This window comes from Enterobacter sichuanensis (assembly GCF_002939185.1).
Classification (GTDB): domain Bacteria; phylum Pseudomonadota; class Gammaproteobacteria; order Enterobacterales; family Enterobacteriaceae; genus Enterobacter; species Enterobacter sichuanensis.
This window is the reverse complement of sequence record NZ_POVL01000017.1, coordinates 21,259-36,280: the sequence shown is the minus strand read 5'-3', so window position 1 is coordinate 36,280 and position 15,022 is coordinate 21,259. Positions and strand designations below refer to the sequence as shown.

15 protein-coding genes are annotated in these 15,022 nt (G+C 57.8%); 11 read left to right on the top strand and 4 right to left on the bottom strand.

Going from position 1 to position 15,022, the window contains the following annotated elements:
* Window positions 1-110 precede the first annotated feature (110 nt).
* The 4 genes from C5687_RS09885 (at window position 111) to C5687_RS09870 (ending at window position 4,077) form a co-directional block, all read left to right on the top strand.
* Window positions 111-1,238 carry an alpha/beta hydrolase gene (locus tag C5687_RS09885; protein WP_104556849.1) on the top strand — a complete coding sequence of 376 codons (1,128 nt, stop codon included), beginning with the start codon at window positions 111-113 and terminating at the stop codon, window positions 1,236-1,238.
* A gap of 49 nt (window positions 1,239-1,287) precedes the next feature.
* Entirely contained in the window at window positions 1,288-2,472 is a 1,185-nt protein-coding gene (locus tag C5687_RS09880) for an MFS transporter (protein ID WP_104556848.1), read from the top strand.
* An 83-nt stretch (window positions 2,473-2,555) separates the two neighbouring features.
* Entirely contained in the window at window positions 2,556-3,179 is a 624-nt protein-coding gene (locus tag C5687_RS09875; RefSeq protein ID WP_095440764.1) for a glutathione S-transferase family protein, read from the top strand.
* A 160-nt stretch (window positions 3,180-3,339) separates the two neighbouring features.
* Window positions 3,340-4,077: a YoaK family protein gene (locus C5687_RS09870; RefSeq protein ID WP_104556847.1), complete on the top strand. Its 738-nt coding sequence runs from the start codon at window positions 3,340-3,342 to the stop codon at window positions 4,075-4,077.
* Here the strand turns inward: C5687_RS09870 and C5687_RS09865 are convergent.
* On the bottom strand, window positions 4,042-4,476 hold the full coding sequence (locus C5687_RS09865; protein WP_104556846.1) for a MerR family DNA-binding transcriptional regulator: 435 nt from the start codon (window positions 4,474-4,476) through the stop codon (window positions 4,042-4,044). The genes C5687_RS09870 and C5687_RS09865 overlap by 36 nt on opposite strands.
* A 92-nt stretch (window positions 4,477-4,568) precedes the next feature.
* On the opposite strand from C5687_RS09865, the gene C5687_RS09860 reads away from it, so the two are divergent.
* The 6 genes from C5687_RS09860 (at window position 4,569) to clcB (ending at window position 10,637) form a co-directional block, all read left to right on the top strand.
* Window positions 4,569-5,516: an NAD-dependent epimerase/dehydratase family protein gene (locus tag C5687_RS09860; RefSeq protein ID WP_104556845.1), complete on the top strand. Its 948-nt coding sequence runs from the start codon at window positions 4,569-4,571 to the stop codon at window positions 5,514-5,516.
* 275 nt (window positions 5,517-5,791) lie between these two features.
* Entirely contained in the window at window positions 5,792-6,502 is a 711-nt protein-coding gene (gene osmY / locus C5687_RS09855) for an osmoprotectant ABC transporter permease OsmY (protein WP_059385289.1), read from the top strand.
* An 18-nt stretch (window positions 6,503-6,520) separates the two neighbouring features.
* A complete protein-coding gene (gene osmX, locus C5687_RS09850; protein ID WP_104556844.1) occupies window positions 6,521-7,420 on the top strand; it encodes an osmoprotectant ABC transporter substrate-binding protein OsmX in 900 nt (299 codons plus the stop codon).
* Between the two features lie 8 nt (window positions 7,421-7,428).
* The gene (gene osmW / locus C5687_RS09845) at window positions 7,429-8,076 is read left to right on the top strand and encodes an osmoprotectant ABC transporter permease OsmW (protein WP_045284879.1); all 648 of its coding nucleotides are present in this window, start codon (window positions 7,429-7,431) and stop codon (window positions 8,074-8,076) included.
* Window positions 8,076-9,224 (top strand): osmoprotectant ABC transporter ATP-binding protein OsmV, encoded by a 1,149-nt coding sequence (osmV, locus tag C5687_RS09840; protein WP_104556843.1) that lies wholly within the window; start codon window positions 8,076-8,078, stop codon window positions 9,222-9,224. Before osmW ends, osmV begins: the two co-directional genes overlap by 1 nt.
* Before the next feature lie 102 nt (window positions 9,225-9,326).
* Window positions 9,327-10,637, top strand: coding sequence for a voltage-gated ClC-type chloride channel ClcB (clcB, locus tag C5687_RS09835; protein WP_095440770.1), 1,311 nt, complete (start codon window positions 9,327-9,329; stop codon window positions 10,635-10,637).
* Here the strand turns inward: clcB and bioD are convergent.
* The 3 genes from bioD to C5687_RS09820 all read right to left on the bottom strand — a co-directional run bounded on the left by bioD (window position 10,572) and on the right by C5687_RS09820 (window position 13,645).
* Complete coding sequence (gene bioD, locus C5687_RS09830; RefSeq protein WP_094917579.1) at window positions 10,572-11,267, bottom strand: dethiobiotin synthase; 696 nt, start codon at window positions 11,265-11,267, stop codon at window positions 10,572-10,574. The genes clcB and bioD overlap by 66 nt on opposite strands.
* 130 nt (window positions 11,268-11,397) lie before the next feature.
* Window positions 11,398-12,618 carry a sugar metabolism global transcriptional regulator Mlc gene (mlc, locus tag C5687_RS09825; protein WP_104556842.1) on the bottom strand — a complete coding sequence of 407 codons (1,221 nt, stop codon included), beginning with the start codon at window positions 12,616-12,618 and terminating at the stop codon, window positions 11,398-11,400.
* Window positions 12,619-12,712: 94 nt separating this feature from the next.
* A complete protein-coding gene (locus tag C5687_RS09820; RefSeq protein ID WP_104556841.1) occupies window positions 12,713-13,645 on the bottom strand; it encodes a LysR family transcriptional regulator in 933 nt (310 codons plus the stop codon).
* Window positions 13,646-13,766: 121 nt separating this feature from the next.
* On the opposite strand from C5687_RS09820, the gene C5687_RS09815 reads away from it, so the two are divergent.
* Window positions 13,767-15,020 carry an MFS transporter gene (locus C5687_RS09815; protein ID WP_047958437.1) on the top strand — a complete coding sequence of 418 codons (1,254 nt, stop codon included), beginning with the start codon at window positions 13,767-13,769 and terminating at the stop codon, window positions 15,018-15,020.
* Window positions 15,021-15,022: the final 2 nt, after the last annotated feature.

The following is a 15,022-nucleotide window of genomic DNA, read 5'->3' as shown; positions in this document are numbered from 1 at the left end:
ACTCGCCATTTATAACAATCTGGTATTAATCCTAGCAGTTTTCGGGCCCTAATCAGCACTATTTTTGCTAACTATAATGCCTGCATCACAACAACACAGGGCACCTGTTCATGAAAACATTCACCCAAAAACTGTCCGTTGCGATGCTGCTATGTGCATCATTAAGTGGAGTGACAACAATGAGTTATGCGGAGACAACCAATCCAAACGCCCCTGTTTCCATGGTGACCACCTGGGACAAAACCTTCGCCGAGAGTGATAAAGTCGACCACCGTAAGGTGACTTTTCAGAACCGTTACGGAATCACGCTGGTGGGCGATCTGTATCTGCCTAAAAACCGCGGCGACCGCAAGCTGGCGGCCATTGCCGTGAGCGGGCCGTTTGGCGCGGTCAAGGAACAATCCAGCGGCCTGTACGCCCAGACCCTGGCGGAACAAGGGTTTGTCACCCTGGCATTCGATCCGTCTTACACAGGCGAAAGCGGCGGCCAGCCACGCAACGTCGCGTCTCCTGATATCAACACCGAAGACTTTAGCGCGGCGGTTGATTTCCTGGGGTTACAGAAAGAGGTTGATCGTAATCGCATTGGTATTCTCGGCATCTGCGGCTGGGGCGGCATGGCGCTGAATGCGGCCTCCATGGACACCCGCGTGAAAGCGGTCGCCACCAGCGTGATGTACGACATGAGCCGGGCGATGGGTCACGGGGTGGGCGACGGCAAAGATCGTTATTCAACGTCCGATCGCCGTGCCGTCCTGCAGTATCTGAACGAGCAGCGCTGGAAAGATGCCGAGCGCGGCACATTCGCGCACGGCGGCCATGACATCTATGTCGATGCCAACGGCAAGGTGACCGCTGCGGAACGTATTCTGCCGGACGCATTACCCGCCAACCCAAATCCGGTACTCAAGGAGTTCTTTGATTACTACCGGATGCCGCGCGGCTTCCATGCCCGTTCCGTCAACTCCACCGGCGCATGGACCGCGACAATGCCGCTGTCGTTTATGAATATGCCGCTGCTGAGCTATGCCGACGAGATCGCTATCCCGACGCTTATCGTGACCGGTGAAAAGGCGCACTCTCGCTACTTTGCAGAAGATGCGTTTAAAGCAGTCGGCAGCAAGCAGAAGGAACTGGTGATTGTTCCGGGCGCAAACCATGTCGATCTTTACGACAATGCTGCCGGGAAGATCCCGTTCGCCCGGTATGCGCAGTTCTTCAAAGCCAGCCTGAAATAAACCCCTACGCCACCCGTTCTGCGCGGGTGGCTCTTCGCGAAAATAGACTATGCCCTCACTGAGCCATACCCCACCACAACACGCTGAACATGCGCGCTGGAGCGGCGTTTTTGCCATGACCCTCTGTGTATTTGTTCTGATTGCATCTGAGTTTATGCCCGTCAGCCTGCTTACCCCTCTCGCCAGATCGCTGAATGTCACAGAGGGGCTTGCCGGCCAGGGAATTGCCATCTCCGGCGCGCTGGCGGTTCTGACCAGCCTTTTCCTTTCCCAGCTCGCCGGGAATATGAATCGTAAATACCTTCTGCTGGGCATGACCCTGCTGATGGCACTTTCGGGGTTGGTTATTGGTTTCGCCCCGAACTATCTGACGTATATGCTCGGCCGCGCCCTGATCGGTATTGCCGTCGGCGGGTTCTGGTCCATGTCTGCCGCAACGGCCATTCGCCTTGTTCCCCCGCACCAGGTTGCACGCGCGCTGGCCATTTTCAACGGCGGTAACGCGCTGGCAACGGTGGTGGCCGCCCCGCTTGGCAGCTACCTTGGAGCTACCATTGGCTGGCGCGGCGCATTTCTTTGCCTGGTGCCGGTGGCGATAGCGGCGTTCATCTGGCAGTGTTTTAGCCTGCCGGACATGCAGGGGCGTAAAAACGGTGCGTCACAGGGAAGCGTTTTTCGGCTATTCCGCCAGCCTGCGGTTTCCGTCGGTCTAATGGCCTGCGGCCTGTTCTTTATGGGTCAGTTTGCGCTGTTTACCTATTTGCGCCCGTTCCTTGAAACCGTCACCCAGGTCAGTGGAACCGGGCTGTCGCTGATTTTGCTCACCATCGGCGTCGCGGGTTTTGTGGGGACCCTGTTCGTTGCCGTGGTGCTTAATGCCGCGTTTTACGTGACGCTGATCGCGATCCCTTTGCTGATGGCCGCCATCGCAGTCGCGTTGATTCTGACGGGCCATAACGTGTGGATCGTCGCCCTGCTGTCAGGCCTGTGGGGGATGCTGGCAACGGCGGCGCCAACGGGATGGTGGACGTGGATTGCGCGAACGCTGCCGGAGGATGCCGAAGCCGGCGGTGGTCTGATGGTCGCGGTGATCCAGCTCGCCATTGCGCTCGGTTCAACGGCGGGCGGTATAGCGTTCGATCGCTACAGCTGGCAGAGCACGTTTGCACTGGGTGGCATTGTGCTCCTCTGTGCGGCTGCGCTGACGTTTCTGCTTTCGCGTCTTCACAAATAACGCACCGGAGGATTTTTGACGCTTTTCTGCCTCGCAGGTGTATTATTTTTAAACAATAACATCCATTAAAGGACACCTGCGCAATGATCAACATCCTCGGCAAAACCACCTCCATCAACGTGCGTAAAGTGCTCTGGACCTGCGAAGAAGCAGGCCTCGAGTATCAACAGGAAGATTACGGCAGCGGTTTTGCCTCAACGGAAACGGATGCCTTTCGCGCCCTGAACCCCAACGCCATGGTGCCGGTGCTGATTGATGGCGATTTCGTGTTGTGGGAGTCCAATTCCATCTGCCGTTATCTGGCGCGCAAGGCCGGACGTCACGATCTGCTGCCCGCAGAACCGCAGGCCTGTGCCAACGTTGAGCGCTGGATGGACTGGCAGGCAACCGAATTCAATAACGCCTGGCGCTATGTCTTCCCGGCGCTGGGGCGTAAAAACCCGGACTTTAACGACCCGGAGCGCATTGCGGCGGGGATTCAGGAGTGGAACCACTGCATCACCATTCTGGAAAACCAGCTGCAGCGCACCGGTGCCTTTGCGGCGGGCGAGACGTTTACCCTTGCGGATGTGGTGCTTGGGCTGTCGGTGAATCGCTGGAAAATGACGCCCTTTGATAAGCCAGACGTGCCCGCTATTGAGGCCTGGTTTGAACGTCTCAACCAGCGCCCGGCGTTTTTGCGCCACGGCAATAACGGCATGGTATAAATCATACTGTCAGAATGAATATCCGCAGCGAGGCTGTTTTATTTAATTACGAAACCCTGATTGTTGTCAGAGGGAATAATAATTAAGCCATATCCTGGACAGCCCGTTGCACCGCTTTGCTAGCCTGAATAGTCAGGCAAAGCTCAACCCGGAGGTATTCTTGCTGATTAAACTCAAGAAAGAACGAACGCACCAGGAGGATCGCCGGCTTGCTCTCTGGCTGGCGACCTCTGCAGGTTTGCTGAACGCCATCGCCCTTGGGGCATTTGGCTTTTTCCCCTCACACATGACCGGCAACACCTCGCAATTATCCAGCGAAGTCTCTTCCACCGACCTGAGCGACATTATTTTCTTCGGCTCGATTATTCTCTCTTTTGTGGCCGGCGCCATTATTGCGCGAACGATCGTGATATGGGGCATTATCCATAATGTCAGGCTGGTTTTTTGCCAGATCCTGTTTGCCGAGGGGATATTACTGACCGGCGTTTCCTTCTACGAAATGTATTTTCATGCCCTCACCAGCAACCGCGTGATTATTCTTTTTCTCTGCTTTTTGATGGGCATTCATAATTCCACCTCCACGCAGCTTTCCGGCGGTCGGGTGAGATCAACGCATATTACCGGCACGCTGACGGACGCGGGGATCGCCCTGGCCTCTGTCATGGTGGCGATGCTCCGCAGGGATTACTCCAAAGATACGGCGGCGCAAAAAAGTCAGTTGAAAACCCACTTAACCACCCTTTTCTCGTTTATTTCCGGCGGTATCGTGGGGCTTATGTTGTTCAGATGGATTGGCTTCAACGCCATGTTGATACTCGGGGTGATGCTCGCCGTGGTCGCCACCGTCTCAATTATCACTGTCTCAACGCGCGTTCGACGGGTTCGTGCTTCCGTCTGAGTGCTGCAGCTGCCCCAGCAGACGCTGCATGTTGTCGTCACAGGTGATGCCCTCCGGCCGGTTGCTGAGACTGGCAACCAGCGTCAGCAGCTCTTTACGGTTTTCCTCAAGCTGCTTCTGCATCGCCTCTATCTCAGCAATACGCGTCTTAAGGGACTGGATCAGGCCCTCATGATCCCAGCGCTGTTGCGGCTGCGGCAGGAAGCGGCGTATTTGCTCGAGGGTAAACCCGGTACGCTGCGCATTGTCGATGATGTTCAGCAGCGTTGCCGTATCGGTGGAATAGGCGCGGTATCCGTTCTCCTGCCTGACCGGGCGCGGCAGTAAACCTTGAGCCTCATAGAACCGAATGCGCGACGGGGCAATGCCCGTCATTTTCGACAGTTCGCCAATTTTCATTTCGTTCACTCTGGCATATTGACCTTAAAGTTTACTTTAAGCTTAAACTTTTTATACGGTCAACCGGATCGTCATCTCATCAGGGAGCTAAAATGCAAACTATTCTGGGCGCCAGCGGGCAAATCGCCCGTGAACTGACCCGCGAGCTCAAACGCGGCTACACCGACGATATCAGGCTGGTCAGCCGCCATCCGCAAAAAATCAACGACAGCGATGTCACCGTTTCGGCCAATCTCCTTGATGCCGGGCAGACGCAGAACGCGGTTAACGGTAGCGACATAGTCTACTTTACTGCCGGTCTGCCGCCTGATTCCGCGCTGTGGGAACGTCAGTTTCCAGCCATGCTGGAAAATGCCCTGGAGGCCACGCGGCAGGCGGGTGCAAAATTCGTCTATTTCGACAACACCTATATGTACCCCCAGAACGCGGTGCCGCAGACAGAAGAGACGCGCTTTGCCCCCCGGGGACGGAAAGGACAAGTCCGGGCAGAAATGGCCAACCGTGTGCTTGATGAAATGAAACGGGGTGACATTCCCGTGCTCATCGGTCGCGCGCCTGAGTTCTATGGGCCCGATAAAACGCAGAGCTTCACCAATACGCTTATTATCGACAGGCTGAAGCAGCATAAGCGTCCGCGCGTTCCGGTCCGTGACGACACGCTTCGCACCCTCATCTGGACGCCGGATGCCAGCCGAGCGCTTGCCCTGCTGGGCAATACCCCTGACGCCTTCGGCCAGACGTGGCATTTACCCTGCTGCGACGAAAGGCTGACGTACCAGCAATTCGTCGCTCTCGCCTGTAAGATCTTCGGACAGCCAGCAGACTACGCCATACTCGGCAAGCTGGCCTTCGCCGCGACGGCGCTGTTTTCGCAGGGCGCCCGTGAAATACGGGAGCTGTTGCCCAGGTACGACGACGACAACCAGTTTGATTCGACGAAATTCAAACGCCGATTCCCTGAATTTGCCGTCACCACCTACCGGCAAGGGCTGGAAGAAATCTGGCGGGAGTGGCAACGTAAAGCGGCGAAAACGGCGTAATTTTTTGCCTCTCTGCATTGCGAGCGCCCCGCAATACGTGACAACGTCACACTTCAAGCTCTTCTTTAGGACTATTCTGCCCGCCTCACAATCAGGCCTTATGCCATAAGGCCTGATCTGAGGTTGCCACTAGTTTCATAGGGTTACTGATTTTCCCCCTTCGCTGGAACCCTTCCCAAACGCTTGCTATAGGTCAATTACCCCTGCCGAAACATGGCATAACAACAGGCAACCGGTGGTTGCTATAACGCATGCGCACAGGGAGACACACCGCAATGCACCCATTACTCAAACGTTCGCTGCTGTTTGTCGGCGCCATTCTGGTGGTCCTCGCCCTCCTCGTCTGGGGTATTGGGCTGGAGACAATCCGGGCGCGCCAGGTAGACCTGCTCTATCTCGGGCAACAGCACATGATTCTGGTTTTCTCGTCGATGTTTTTTGCCCTGCTGGTGGGTATTCCGGCCGGGATCCTGCTGAGCCGCCCGGCGGCGCGGGGGATCGCCGAATACGTGATGCAAATCTTCAACGTCGGCAATACGCTGCCGCCGCTGGCCGTGCTGGCGCTGGCGATGGTGGTGATTGGTATCGGCGATACGCCCGCCATTATCGCCCTGTTCCTCGCCTCGCTGTTGCCGATTGTGCGCAATACCTACGCCGGGCTGTGCGCGGTCCCGGCGTCGTTACTGGAAGCCGCAAACGGGATTGGGATGACCCGATGGCAGCGTCTGCGTCAGGTTGAACTGCCAAACGCCTGGCCGGTCATGCTCTCGGGGATCCGCATCGCCACCGCCATTAACGTCGGTACCGCGCCGCTGGCGTTCCTGATTGGCGCCAGCAGCTACGGCGAGCTGATTTTCCCCGGCATCTATCTGAACGATTTCCCGACCCTGATCCTCGGCGCGGCGGCCACCGCTCTGTTCGCCCTGATCCTCGATAGCCTGCTGGCGGCGCTGGGTCGCGTGATGAGTCCCCATCTCCCCCGATAACAATAACAAGGAGCTTTTATGAGACTGATTTCCTGCCTGGCGGCGCTGTGTGCCGCGGCGTTGTTTACCGGCCAGGCGATGGCGGCCCCGCTGATTCTGGCGACCAAGAGCTTTACCGAGCAGCATATTCTCTCGGCGATGACCGTGCAGTACCTGCAAAAGAAAGGCTTTCAGGTGCAGCCGCAAACCAATATCGCCACGGTGATTTCCCGTAACGCGATGATCAACAAACAGATTGATATGACGTGGGAGTATACCGGCACGTCATTAATCATCTTTAACCACATCAACAAGCGCATGTCGCCGCAGGCGTCTTACGAGACGGTGAAACGCCTGGACGCGAAACACGGTCTGGTATGGCTCAAGCCCGCCGACATGAACAACACCTATGCCTTCGCCATGCAGCGCAAGCGCGCCGAGGCGGAACATATCAACACCATGTCAGAGATGGTGGCGAAAATTGAACAGATCCGTAAAACCAACCCGGATAAAAACTGGCTGCTGGGTTTAGACCTGGAATTTGCCGGACGCAGCGACGGCATGAAGCCGCTGCAGGCGGCCTATCACATGACCCTGGACCGCCCGCAGATCCGCCAGATGGATCCCGGTCTGGTCTATAACGCGGTGCGCGACGGTTTTGTTGATGCGGGACTGGTCTACACCACCGACGGACGTGTGAAGGGATTTGACCTGAAAGTGCTGGAAGATGATAAAGGCTTCTTCCCGAGCTATGCGGTCACCCCGGTGGTGCGTAAGGAGACGCTGGAGGCCAACCCGGGCCTGGAAGAGTCGCTCAACACCCTCTCCGCCCAGCTCAATAACGACGTTATCACCGAACTGAACAAGAAGGTGGATATCGACCATCAGTCACCGCAGCAGGTCGCCCGAGATTTCCTGCGTAGCAAACAGTTGCTGTAGGAGGCGCTATGGAGACGATTCACTACATTCTCGACAACCGGGACTACCTGCTGACCCTGACGCTGCAGCATCTGTGGCTGGTGGCGCTGGCCGTGGGCTTAGCCATTCTCATCGGCGTCCCGCTGGGCATTTTGATTGTGCGTCACAAGTGGCTGGCGACGCCGGTGCTGGGACTCGCCACTATCGTGCTGACCATCCCGTCTATTGCCCTGTTTGGCCTGATGATCCCGCTGTTTTCGCTGATCGGTCAGGGAATTGGCGCCCTGCCCGCCATCACGGCGGTGTTTCTCTATTCGCTGCTGCCGATTGTGCGTAACACCCACACCGCGCTCGACAGCCTGCCGCCGGGCCTGCGCGAAGCCGGGCGTGGTATCGGCATGACCTTCTGGCAGCGCCTGCGCTGGGTTGAAATTCCGATGGCACTGCCGGTGATTTTCGGCGGGATCCGCACCGCCGTGGTGATGAACATCGGCGTGATGGCAATTGCCGCGGTGATCGGCGCGGGCGGTCTCGGCCTGCTGCTGCTCAACGGTATCGGCGGAAGCGATATTCGCATGTTGATTGCGGGCGCGCTGATGATTTGTCTTTTAGCGATTGTGCTCGACTGGCTGCTGCACCGTCTGCAGGTGGTTCTGACTCCAAAGGGGATTCGATAATGATAAAACTGGAAAACCTCACCAAACACTTTTCACAGAAGCACGGCCAAACCTTCAGGGCCGTCGACAACGTCAACCTGAACGTGCCCGAAGGGGAAATGTGCGTCCTGCTCGGCCCGTCCGGCTGCGGGAAAACCACCACCCTGAAAATGATTAACCGTCTCATCACTCCCAGCAGCGGGACGATACTGATTAACGGCGAAGATACCAGCGGCATGGACACCGTGACCCTGCGCCGCAACATTGGCTACGTGATCCAGCAGATTGGCCTGTTTCCGAACATGACCATTGAAGAGAACATCACCGTCGTACCGCGCATGCTGGGCTGGGACAAAGCGCGCTGTAAAGCACGCGCCGAAGCGCTGATGGATATGGTGGCGATGGATCCGCATAAGTTTCTCCACCGTTATCCGCGCGAGATGTCCGGCGGGCAACAGCAGCGCATTGGCGTCATTCGCGCCCTGGCGGCAGATCCTCCGGTACTGCTGATGGATGAACCTTTCGGCGCGGTGGACCCGATCAACCGCGAGGTGATCCAGAACCAGTTCCTGGAGATGCAGCGCAAGCTGAAAAAAACCGTCATGCTGGTCAGCCACGATATCGATGAGGCCCTGAAGCTTGGCGACCGTATCGCGGTATTCCGGCAGGGGAAAATCGTCCAGTGCGCCAGCCCGGATGAACTGCTGGCGAAACCGGCGAATGAGTTTGTCGGCTCGTTCGTCGGCCAGGACCGCACCCTGAAACGCCTGCTGCTGGTCTCCGCGGGTGACGTGACCGACCAGCAGCCGACCATTACGGTACGCGGCGCTACGCCGCTTCCGGAAGCCTTTGCCACCATGGATGATAATGATATTCGTGCCGTGACGGTGGTCGACGAGCACGGCAAACCGCTGGGCTTCGTGAAGCGTCGCGAAGCGCGTAACGCCAGCGGTACCTGCGCCGATATTCTGCATCCGTTCCGCATGACCGGCAAAGCGGAAGATAACCTGCGCGTGGTGCTGTCACGTCTGTATGAGAGTAATACCAGCTGGATGCCGATTGTGGATGAGGACGGGCGCTACAACGGCGAGATTTCCCAGGACTATATTGCTGAGTACCTGAGTTCCGGCCGTACGCGTCGGGCGCTGAATATTCACAGCGACAACTAACCTTTCCGGCCGGGCTTTGCCCGGCTTTTTCGCACGCAGACCTTTTGCTAACCCCGCGATTTCCCGCCACAATATCGTATCGTCCCCGTTTAATTACGACTCATGCAACGTCTTCATACGTATCCCGACATCCGCGCGATGTTTCGTCGACTGCTGATTGCCTCCGTCACCGGCGTGCTGGCCGCGCTGGCCGTTGCGGTGTTCCGTCACAGCATGTACCTGCTGGAGTGGCTGCTTCTCAGCAACGACAGCGGCAGCCTGGTGAATGCTGCCGCGTCGCTCTCTCCCTGGCGGCGTGCGCTGACGCCCGCGCTGGGCGGGCTGGCTGCCGGGCTGCTGCTCTGGGGATGGCAACGGCTGACAGCCCAGCGGCCTCATGCGCCCACCGATTATATGGAAGCGCTGGAGACGGGCGACGGCCAGTTTGATTACGGCGCCAGCCTTGTGAAATCCCTGGCGTCGCTGCTGGTCGTGGCCAGCGGCAGCGCCATCGGGCGTGAAGGGGCGATGATCCTGCTCGCCGCTCTCGCCGCCTCCTTCTTTGCCCGGCGCTTTACGCCCAAATCCGAATGGAAGTTATGGATCGCCTGCGGTGCCGCCGCCGGGATGGCCAGCGCTTATCATGCGCCCTTAGCCGGCAGCCTGTTCATTGCAGAGATCCTGTTTGGCACCCTGATGCTGGCCTCGCTCGGCCCTGTAGCGATCGCCGCGGTCGTGGCGCTTCTCACCACACAGCTCCTCGCACCGGGTGCGGGTACGCTCTACGCCGTGCATCTGAGCGGTATGCTCACCGCGGCGGATTATGGCCTGCTGGTCGCCATGGGTCTGCTGGCAGGGCTCTGCGGACCGCTGCTGATGTGGCTGATGGACTGCAGCCACGGGCTGTTCCTGCGTCTTAAACTTTCTCCGCCGTGGCAGCTGGCGCTCGGCGGTTTGATCGTCGGGCTGCTGTCCCTGCTCACGCCTAAGGTCTGGGGGAATGGTTACAGCGTGGTTCAGGCTTTTCTGCTCGCCCCGCCGGTCCTGACGGTGATTGCCGGGGTGTTTATCTGTAAATTGCTGGCGGTGCTGGCCAGCAGCGGCTCTGGAGCGCCGGGCGGAGTATTTACGCCCACGCTGTTTGTCGGCATGGCGACAGGCATGCTATTCGCCCAACTCTTCGCGCTGTGGTTACCGGGGTCTGAGACGGCGATTTTGCTAGGGCTGGCGGGGATGGCAACGCTGCTCGCCGCCACCACCCATGCGCCTATTATGTCGGCGCTGATGGTCTGTGAAATGACCGGACAATATTTTTTACTGCCCGGCTTGCTGGTCGCCTGCGTGCTGGCGTCCGTGCTGTCGCGAACGTTACGCCACGACTCGGTCTACGGTCAACACGCCACCGAGGGCCGGGAGATCGATGTATTGCGCTAGCTCGCGCTGTTCGGCGCGGGGCAGATAAGGCAGTTCCCCCACCAACGGCCCCGGCAGCTTGGTGCTCAGCACGTCGATGATTTCAGCGTAGTGCGCCAGGCCCGGGTTGATTCGGTTTGCCACCCAGCCAATCAGCGGCAGGCCGTCATTGGCAATCGCCTGCGCGGTCAGCAGCGCATGGTTGATGCACCCTTCCTGGATACCCACGACCATAACCACCGGAAGCTGTTCCTGCACCACCCATTCAGAGAGCGGACGCAGGTCATTCATCAGGCTGCGCCAGCCGCCCGTGCCTTCAACCACCACGTGATCGACCTTCTCGCTGAGGTTCGCCAGCCCGTCGGACAGCAGCGGATAATTGATCATACCGCTGTGCGCCACGCTGCTCTCCTCTTCGCTTAACGCAACAGGATTGACCGCGTGATAAGGCAGTTCCAGTGACGAGACGCTTTGCAGTACCAGGGCGTCTTTATTACGCAATCCCTCTGGCGTCTCTTTACTCCCTTTTGCGACCGGCTTGTACCCTGCCACGCGTTTACCGCTTGCTGCCAGCGCCTGCAGCAATGCGCGGGATACGACGGTCTTGCCGACAGAGGTATCTGTACCAGTAACAAAGAAACGCTTAAGCATGACTCACTCCACCTCTTGGGTATGCTTCGAAAATATAAACCAGGTAAATAATTCAGTGGAGGAAGTCTACGGGATGCGTGCGCTACCCGGCTTGAGATAGCGCAATTTTTCTTACATCTGCGGAAAAGAGTTAGCCCTGCAGCAGGCGGATCAACAGCGAGCCGTTATACATGGCGTCCTTGACCAGCGCTGCGCCGGCCATCGTCCCCTGGTTGGAAAACTGGGTGCTTTCTACCGCAATATTTTTGCTGTACGCGGGAAGCGACTGCTGGTGAATGCAGGCCGAGATCGCCGGAAACAGGATCTCCGCCGCCTGGCTGAGCGGCGAGCCAATGAGGATTTTTTGCGGGTTAAAGAGGTTCACCATGATGGCCAGAATGCGGCCCACGTTATTCCCCACGCCGGTTATGATGTCCTTCGCCAGCAGATCGCCCAGGCGCGCCGCGGCGCAGAGTGAATCTACCGTCAGGGGTTGTCCGTGCAGCGAAGAGCTCATGGACTGGCCGAGCCTCACCTGCGCCAGCTCCAGCACGCTTTCCACGCTGGCAATGGTCTCCAGACAGCCGTGGTTGCCGCAATAGCAACGCTTACCGTAAGGGTCGACCTGAGTATGGCCAATCTCCACGAGGCTGCTGCTGCCAGCGTGGAGAAGACGCCCGTCGGTGATCACGCCCGCCCCGACGTTATGGTCGATGACCACCTGAATCACATCCCGCGCACCGCGCGAGGCACCAAACAGCGCCTCCGCCATTGTCCAGGCGCTGATGTCATGCTGAATATAGACCGGCACGCCGGTATGGTTTTTCAGCACTTCACCCAGCGGCATCTCTTTGACGTCGTCGTAAAACGGCATGCGGTGAACAATGCCATTTTCGGTATCAATGATGCCCGGCATGGTGATGGCAATCGCCGTTAAGCGTTCCAGCCGCTGTTGATGACGGATAAAGAAGCGATCGATATGCGACACAATCGACTCGAGGAGCGGTTGCTCAGCGTTGAGCGGCAGCTCAAGCCGGTCTTCCACCACCAGCTTGCTGCTCAGATCCCGCAGGGCAAGGAAGATCTCCCCGCGGCTGATACGCAGTGACAAGTAGTGCCAGGCTTCCGTCTCGACCACCAGCCCGACTGCCGGACGGCCACGGCTGCCCGGCTCCTGAATTTCCGTTTCCTGAACCAGGTGCGCTTCCAGCATTTCGCGGACAATCTTGGTGATACTGGCAGGTGCCAGTTGTGCCAGGCGCGAAAGATCGATACGCGAAACCGGACCAAGCTGATCAATCAGGCGATACACCGCGCCAGCGTTGGTCTGCTTAATCTGATCAATGTGCCCTGGCTGACTATCAGCAACCACCTCGTACTCCCTTATTTTCGAGCATCGAAATAAACTTTTGGCTATGGTGAAGCACTTCCATGGCCGGCGTCAAATATTTACTTAGCCATGTGATTTACCGCACGTTTTTACCCCCTTTTGCCACAAAATCTCGCCCCGATGAGGCGTTAATGAGCTGCTGTTTGAAACGCTGCGCGGCATGACTCTGTTCACGATGTTTTGACCAGACCAGCCACATCTCTGACACGGCATCCTCTTGTGCGAGGGGAACCCAGCGCATTTCGCGCAACTGTACCCGCTTAAAGGAGGCCGGGAGAATAGAAACCCCCAGCCCGGCGGCGACCAGGCCAATAATGGTCATTGCCTCCCCCACTTCCTGAGTAATAACCGGGGCAAGATCGTAGCGGCGCATCAGCCCCAGGATATCGTCATACAGCCCCGTCCCGACCTGCGGGTCAAAAAAGACAAACGGCTCTTTTGCCAGGTCGGCCAGTGAAACCGTCGGACGCGAGGCCAGGGGGTGATCGTGAGGGATCATAGCCATCAGCGGCTCGCGCAGAATCACCTGCCATGCCAGCGTGTCCGGCAGTTGGGTATTGCGCATCAACCCCAGATCCAGCGTACCTTCATTGAGCGGCGCGATCTGCTCGCGGGTATTGATTTCACGCGTCTGAATATGAACATCGGGGAAATGGCGGCGAAATGACGACAAGGTCTCCGAGACGGCGCTGATAAACGGTGCGGATGAGGTAAAGCCAATTCGCAGCTCCCCTGTTTCACCGAGATACAACCGTTCAGCCCGGGCGGCGGCATCCTCAACCATATTCAGGATCTGTCGGCTGTCGACGAGAAACTGTTTCCCCGCCGCCGTCAGGCTCACGCTGCGGTTGGTGCGGGCCAGAAGACGCGCTCCGACCTGCTGCTCCAGGATCTGAATCTGCTGGCTTAAGGGCGGCTGAGAAATATTCAGCCGTGCCGCCGCACGGCCAAAATGCAGCTCTTCAGCGACAGCGACAAAATAGCGAAGGTGACGCAGTTCGATATTCATATTTTTAAAGTATCATTTGAGATTATTAATATATTAGACAGAATATTCACATTTTCCTACCCTGAAGGTGTGGTCATACCCGTCACCAGAAATCACGGGGATGTTTAAGCAAGGAAACTGTGTGAGTCGTACAACTACGATTGGTATCGATCCGGCAAGCGATATCAATGATTTACCTGCAGCATCGCAGCCGGTTCAGTTCATTAAACGTGGTACCCCCCAATTTATGCGCGTCACGCTGGCGCTCTTTTCAGCCGGTCTGGCAACCTTCGCCCTGCTCTATTGTGTTCAGCCGATCCTGCCCGTGCTTTCGCACGAATTTGGCGTATCGCCTGCCAGCAGCAGCGTATCGCTCTCCATTTCAACCGCTATGCTGGCGATTGGCCTGCTCTTTACCGGCCCGCTGTCCGACGCCATCGGCCGTAAACAGGTAATGGTGACCGCCCTGATGCTGGCCTCGGTCTGTACATTACTCTCGACCATGATGACCAGCTGGCACGGTATTCTGGTGATGCGCGCGCTGATTGGGCTCTCGCTCAGCGGCGTGGCGGCGGTCGGGATGACCTATCTCAGCGAGGAGATTCACCCAAGCTTTGTTGCCTTCTCTATGGGGCTTTACATCAGCGGGAACTCGATTGGCGGAATGAGCGGACGCCTGCTGAGCGGGGTCTTTACGGACTTCTTTAGCTGGCGTATTGCGCTTGCGGTCATCGGGTGTTTTGCGCTGGCATCAGCCCTGATGTTCTGGAAAATTCTGCCGGAATCGCGCCATTTCCGCCCGACCTCTTTGCGCCCAAAAACGCTGTTTATCAACTTCCGCCTGCACTGGCGTGACAAAGGGCTGCCACGCCTGTTTCTGGTCGGCTTCCTGCTGATGGGCTCCTTCGTCACGCTGTTCAACTATATTGGCTACCGCCTGATGCTCTCGCCATGGCATCTGAGCCAGGCGGTGGTGGGTCTGCTTTCCGTAGCGTACCTGACCGGCACCTGGAGTTCGCCGAAAGCCGGGGCGATGACCGCACGCTATGGGCGCGGTCCGGTGATGCTGTTCTTCACGGCGGTGATGCTCGTCGGTCTGCTGCTGACCCTCTTCTCCTCCCTGTGGCTGATTTTTGCCGGCATGCTGCTCTTCTCCGCAGGGTTCTTTGCCGCCCACTCGGTTGCCAGCAGCTGGATTGGCCCGCGCGCACGGCGTGCCAAAGGACAGGCATCGTCGCTGTATCTGTTTAGCTATTATCTGGGTTCCAGCATCGCCGGGACGCTCGGCGGCGTGTTCTGGCATCACTACGGCTGGAACGGCGTGGGCGGCTTTATCGCGCTGATGCTCTGCGCGGCGCTGCTGGTGGGGGGAAGTCTTCATAAACGTCTGAGGTAACA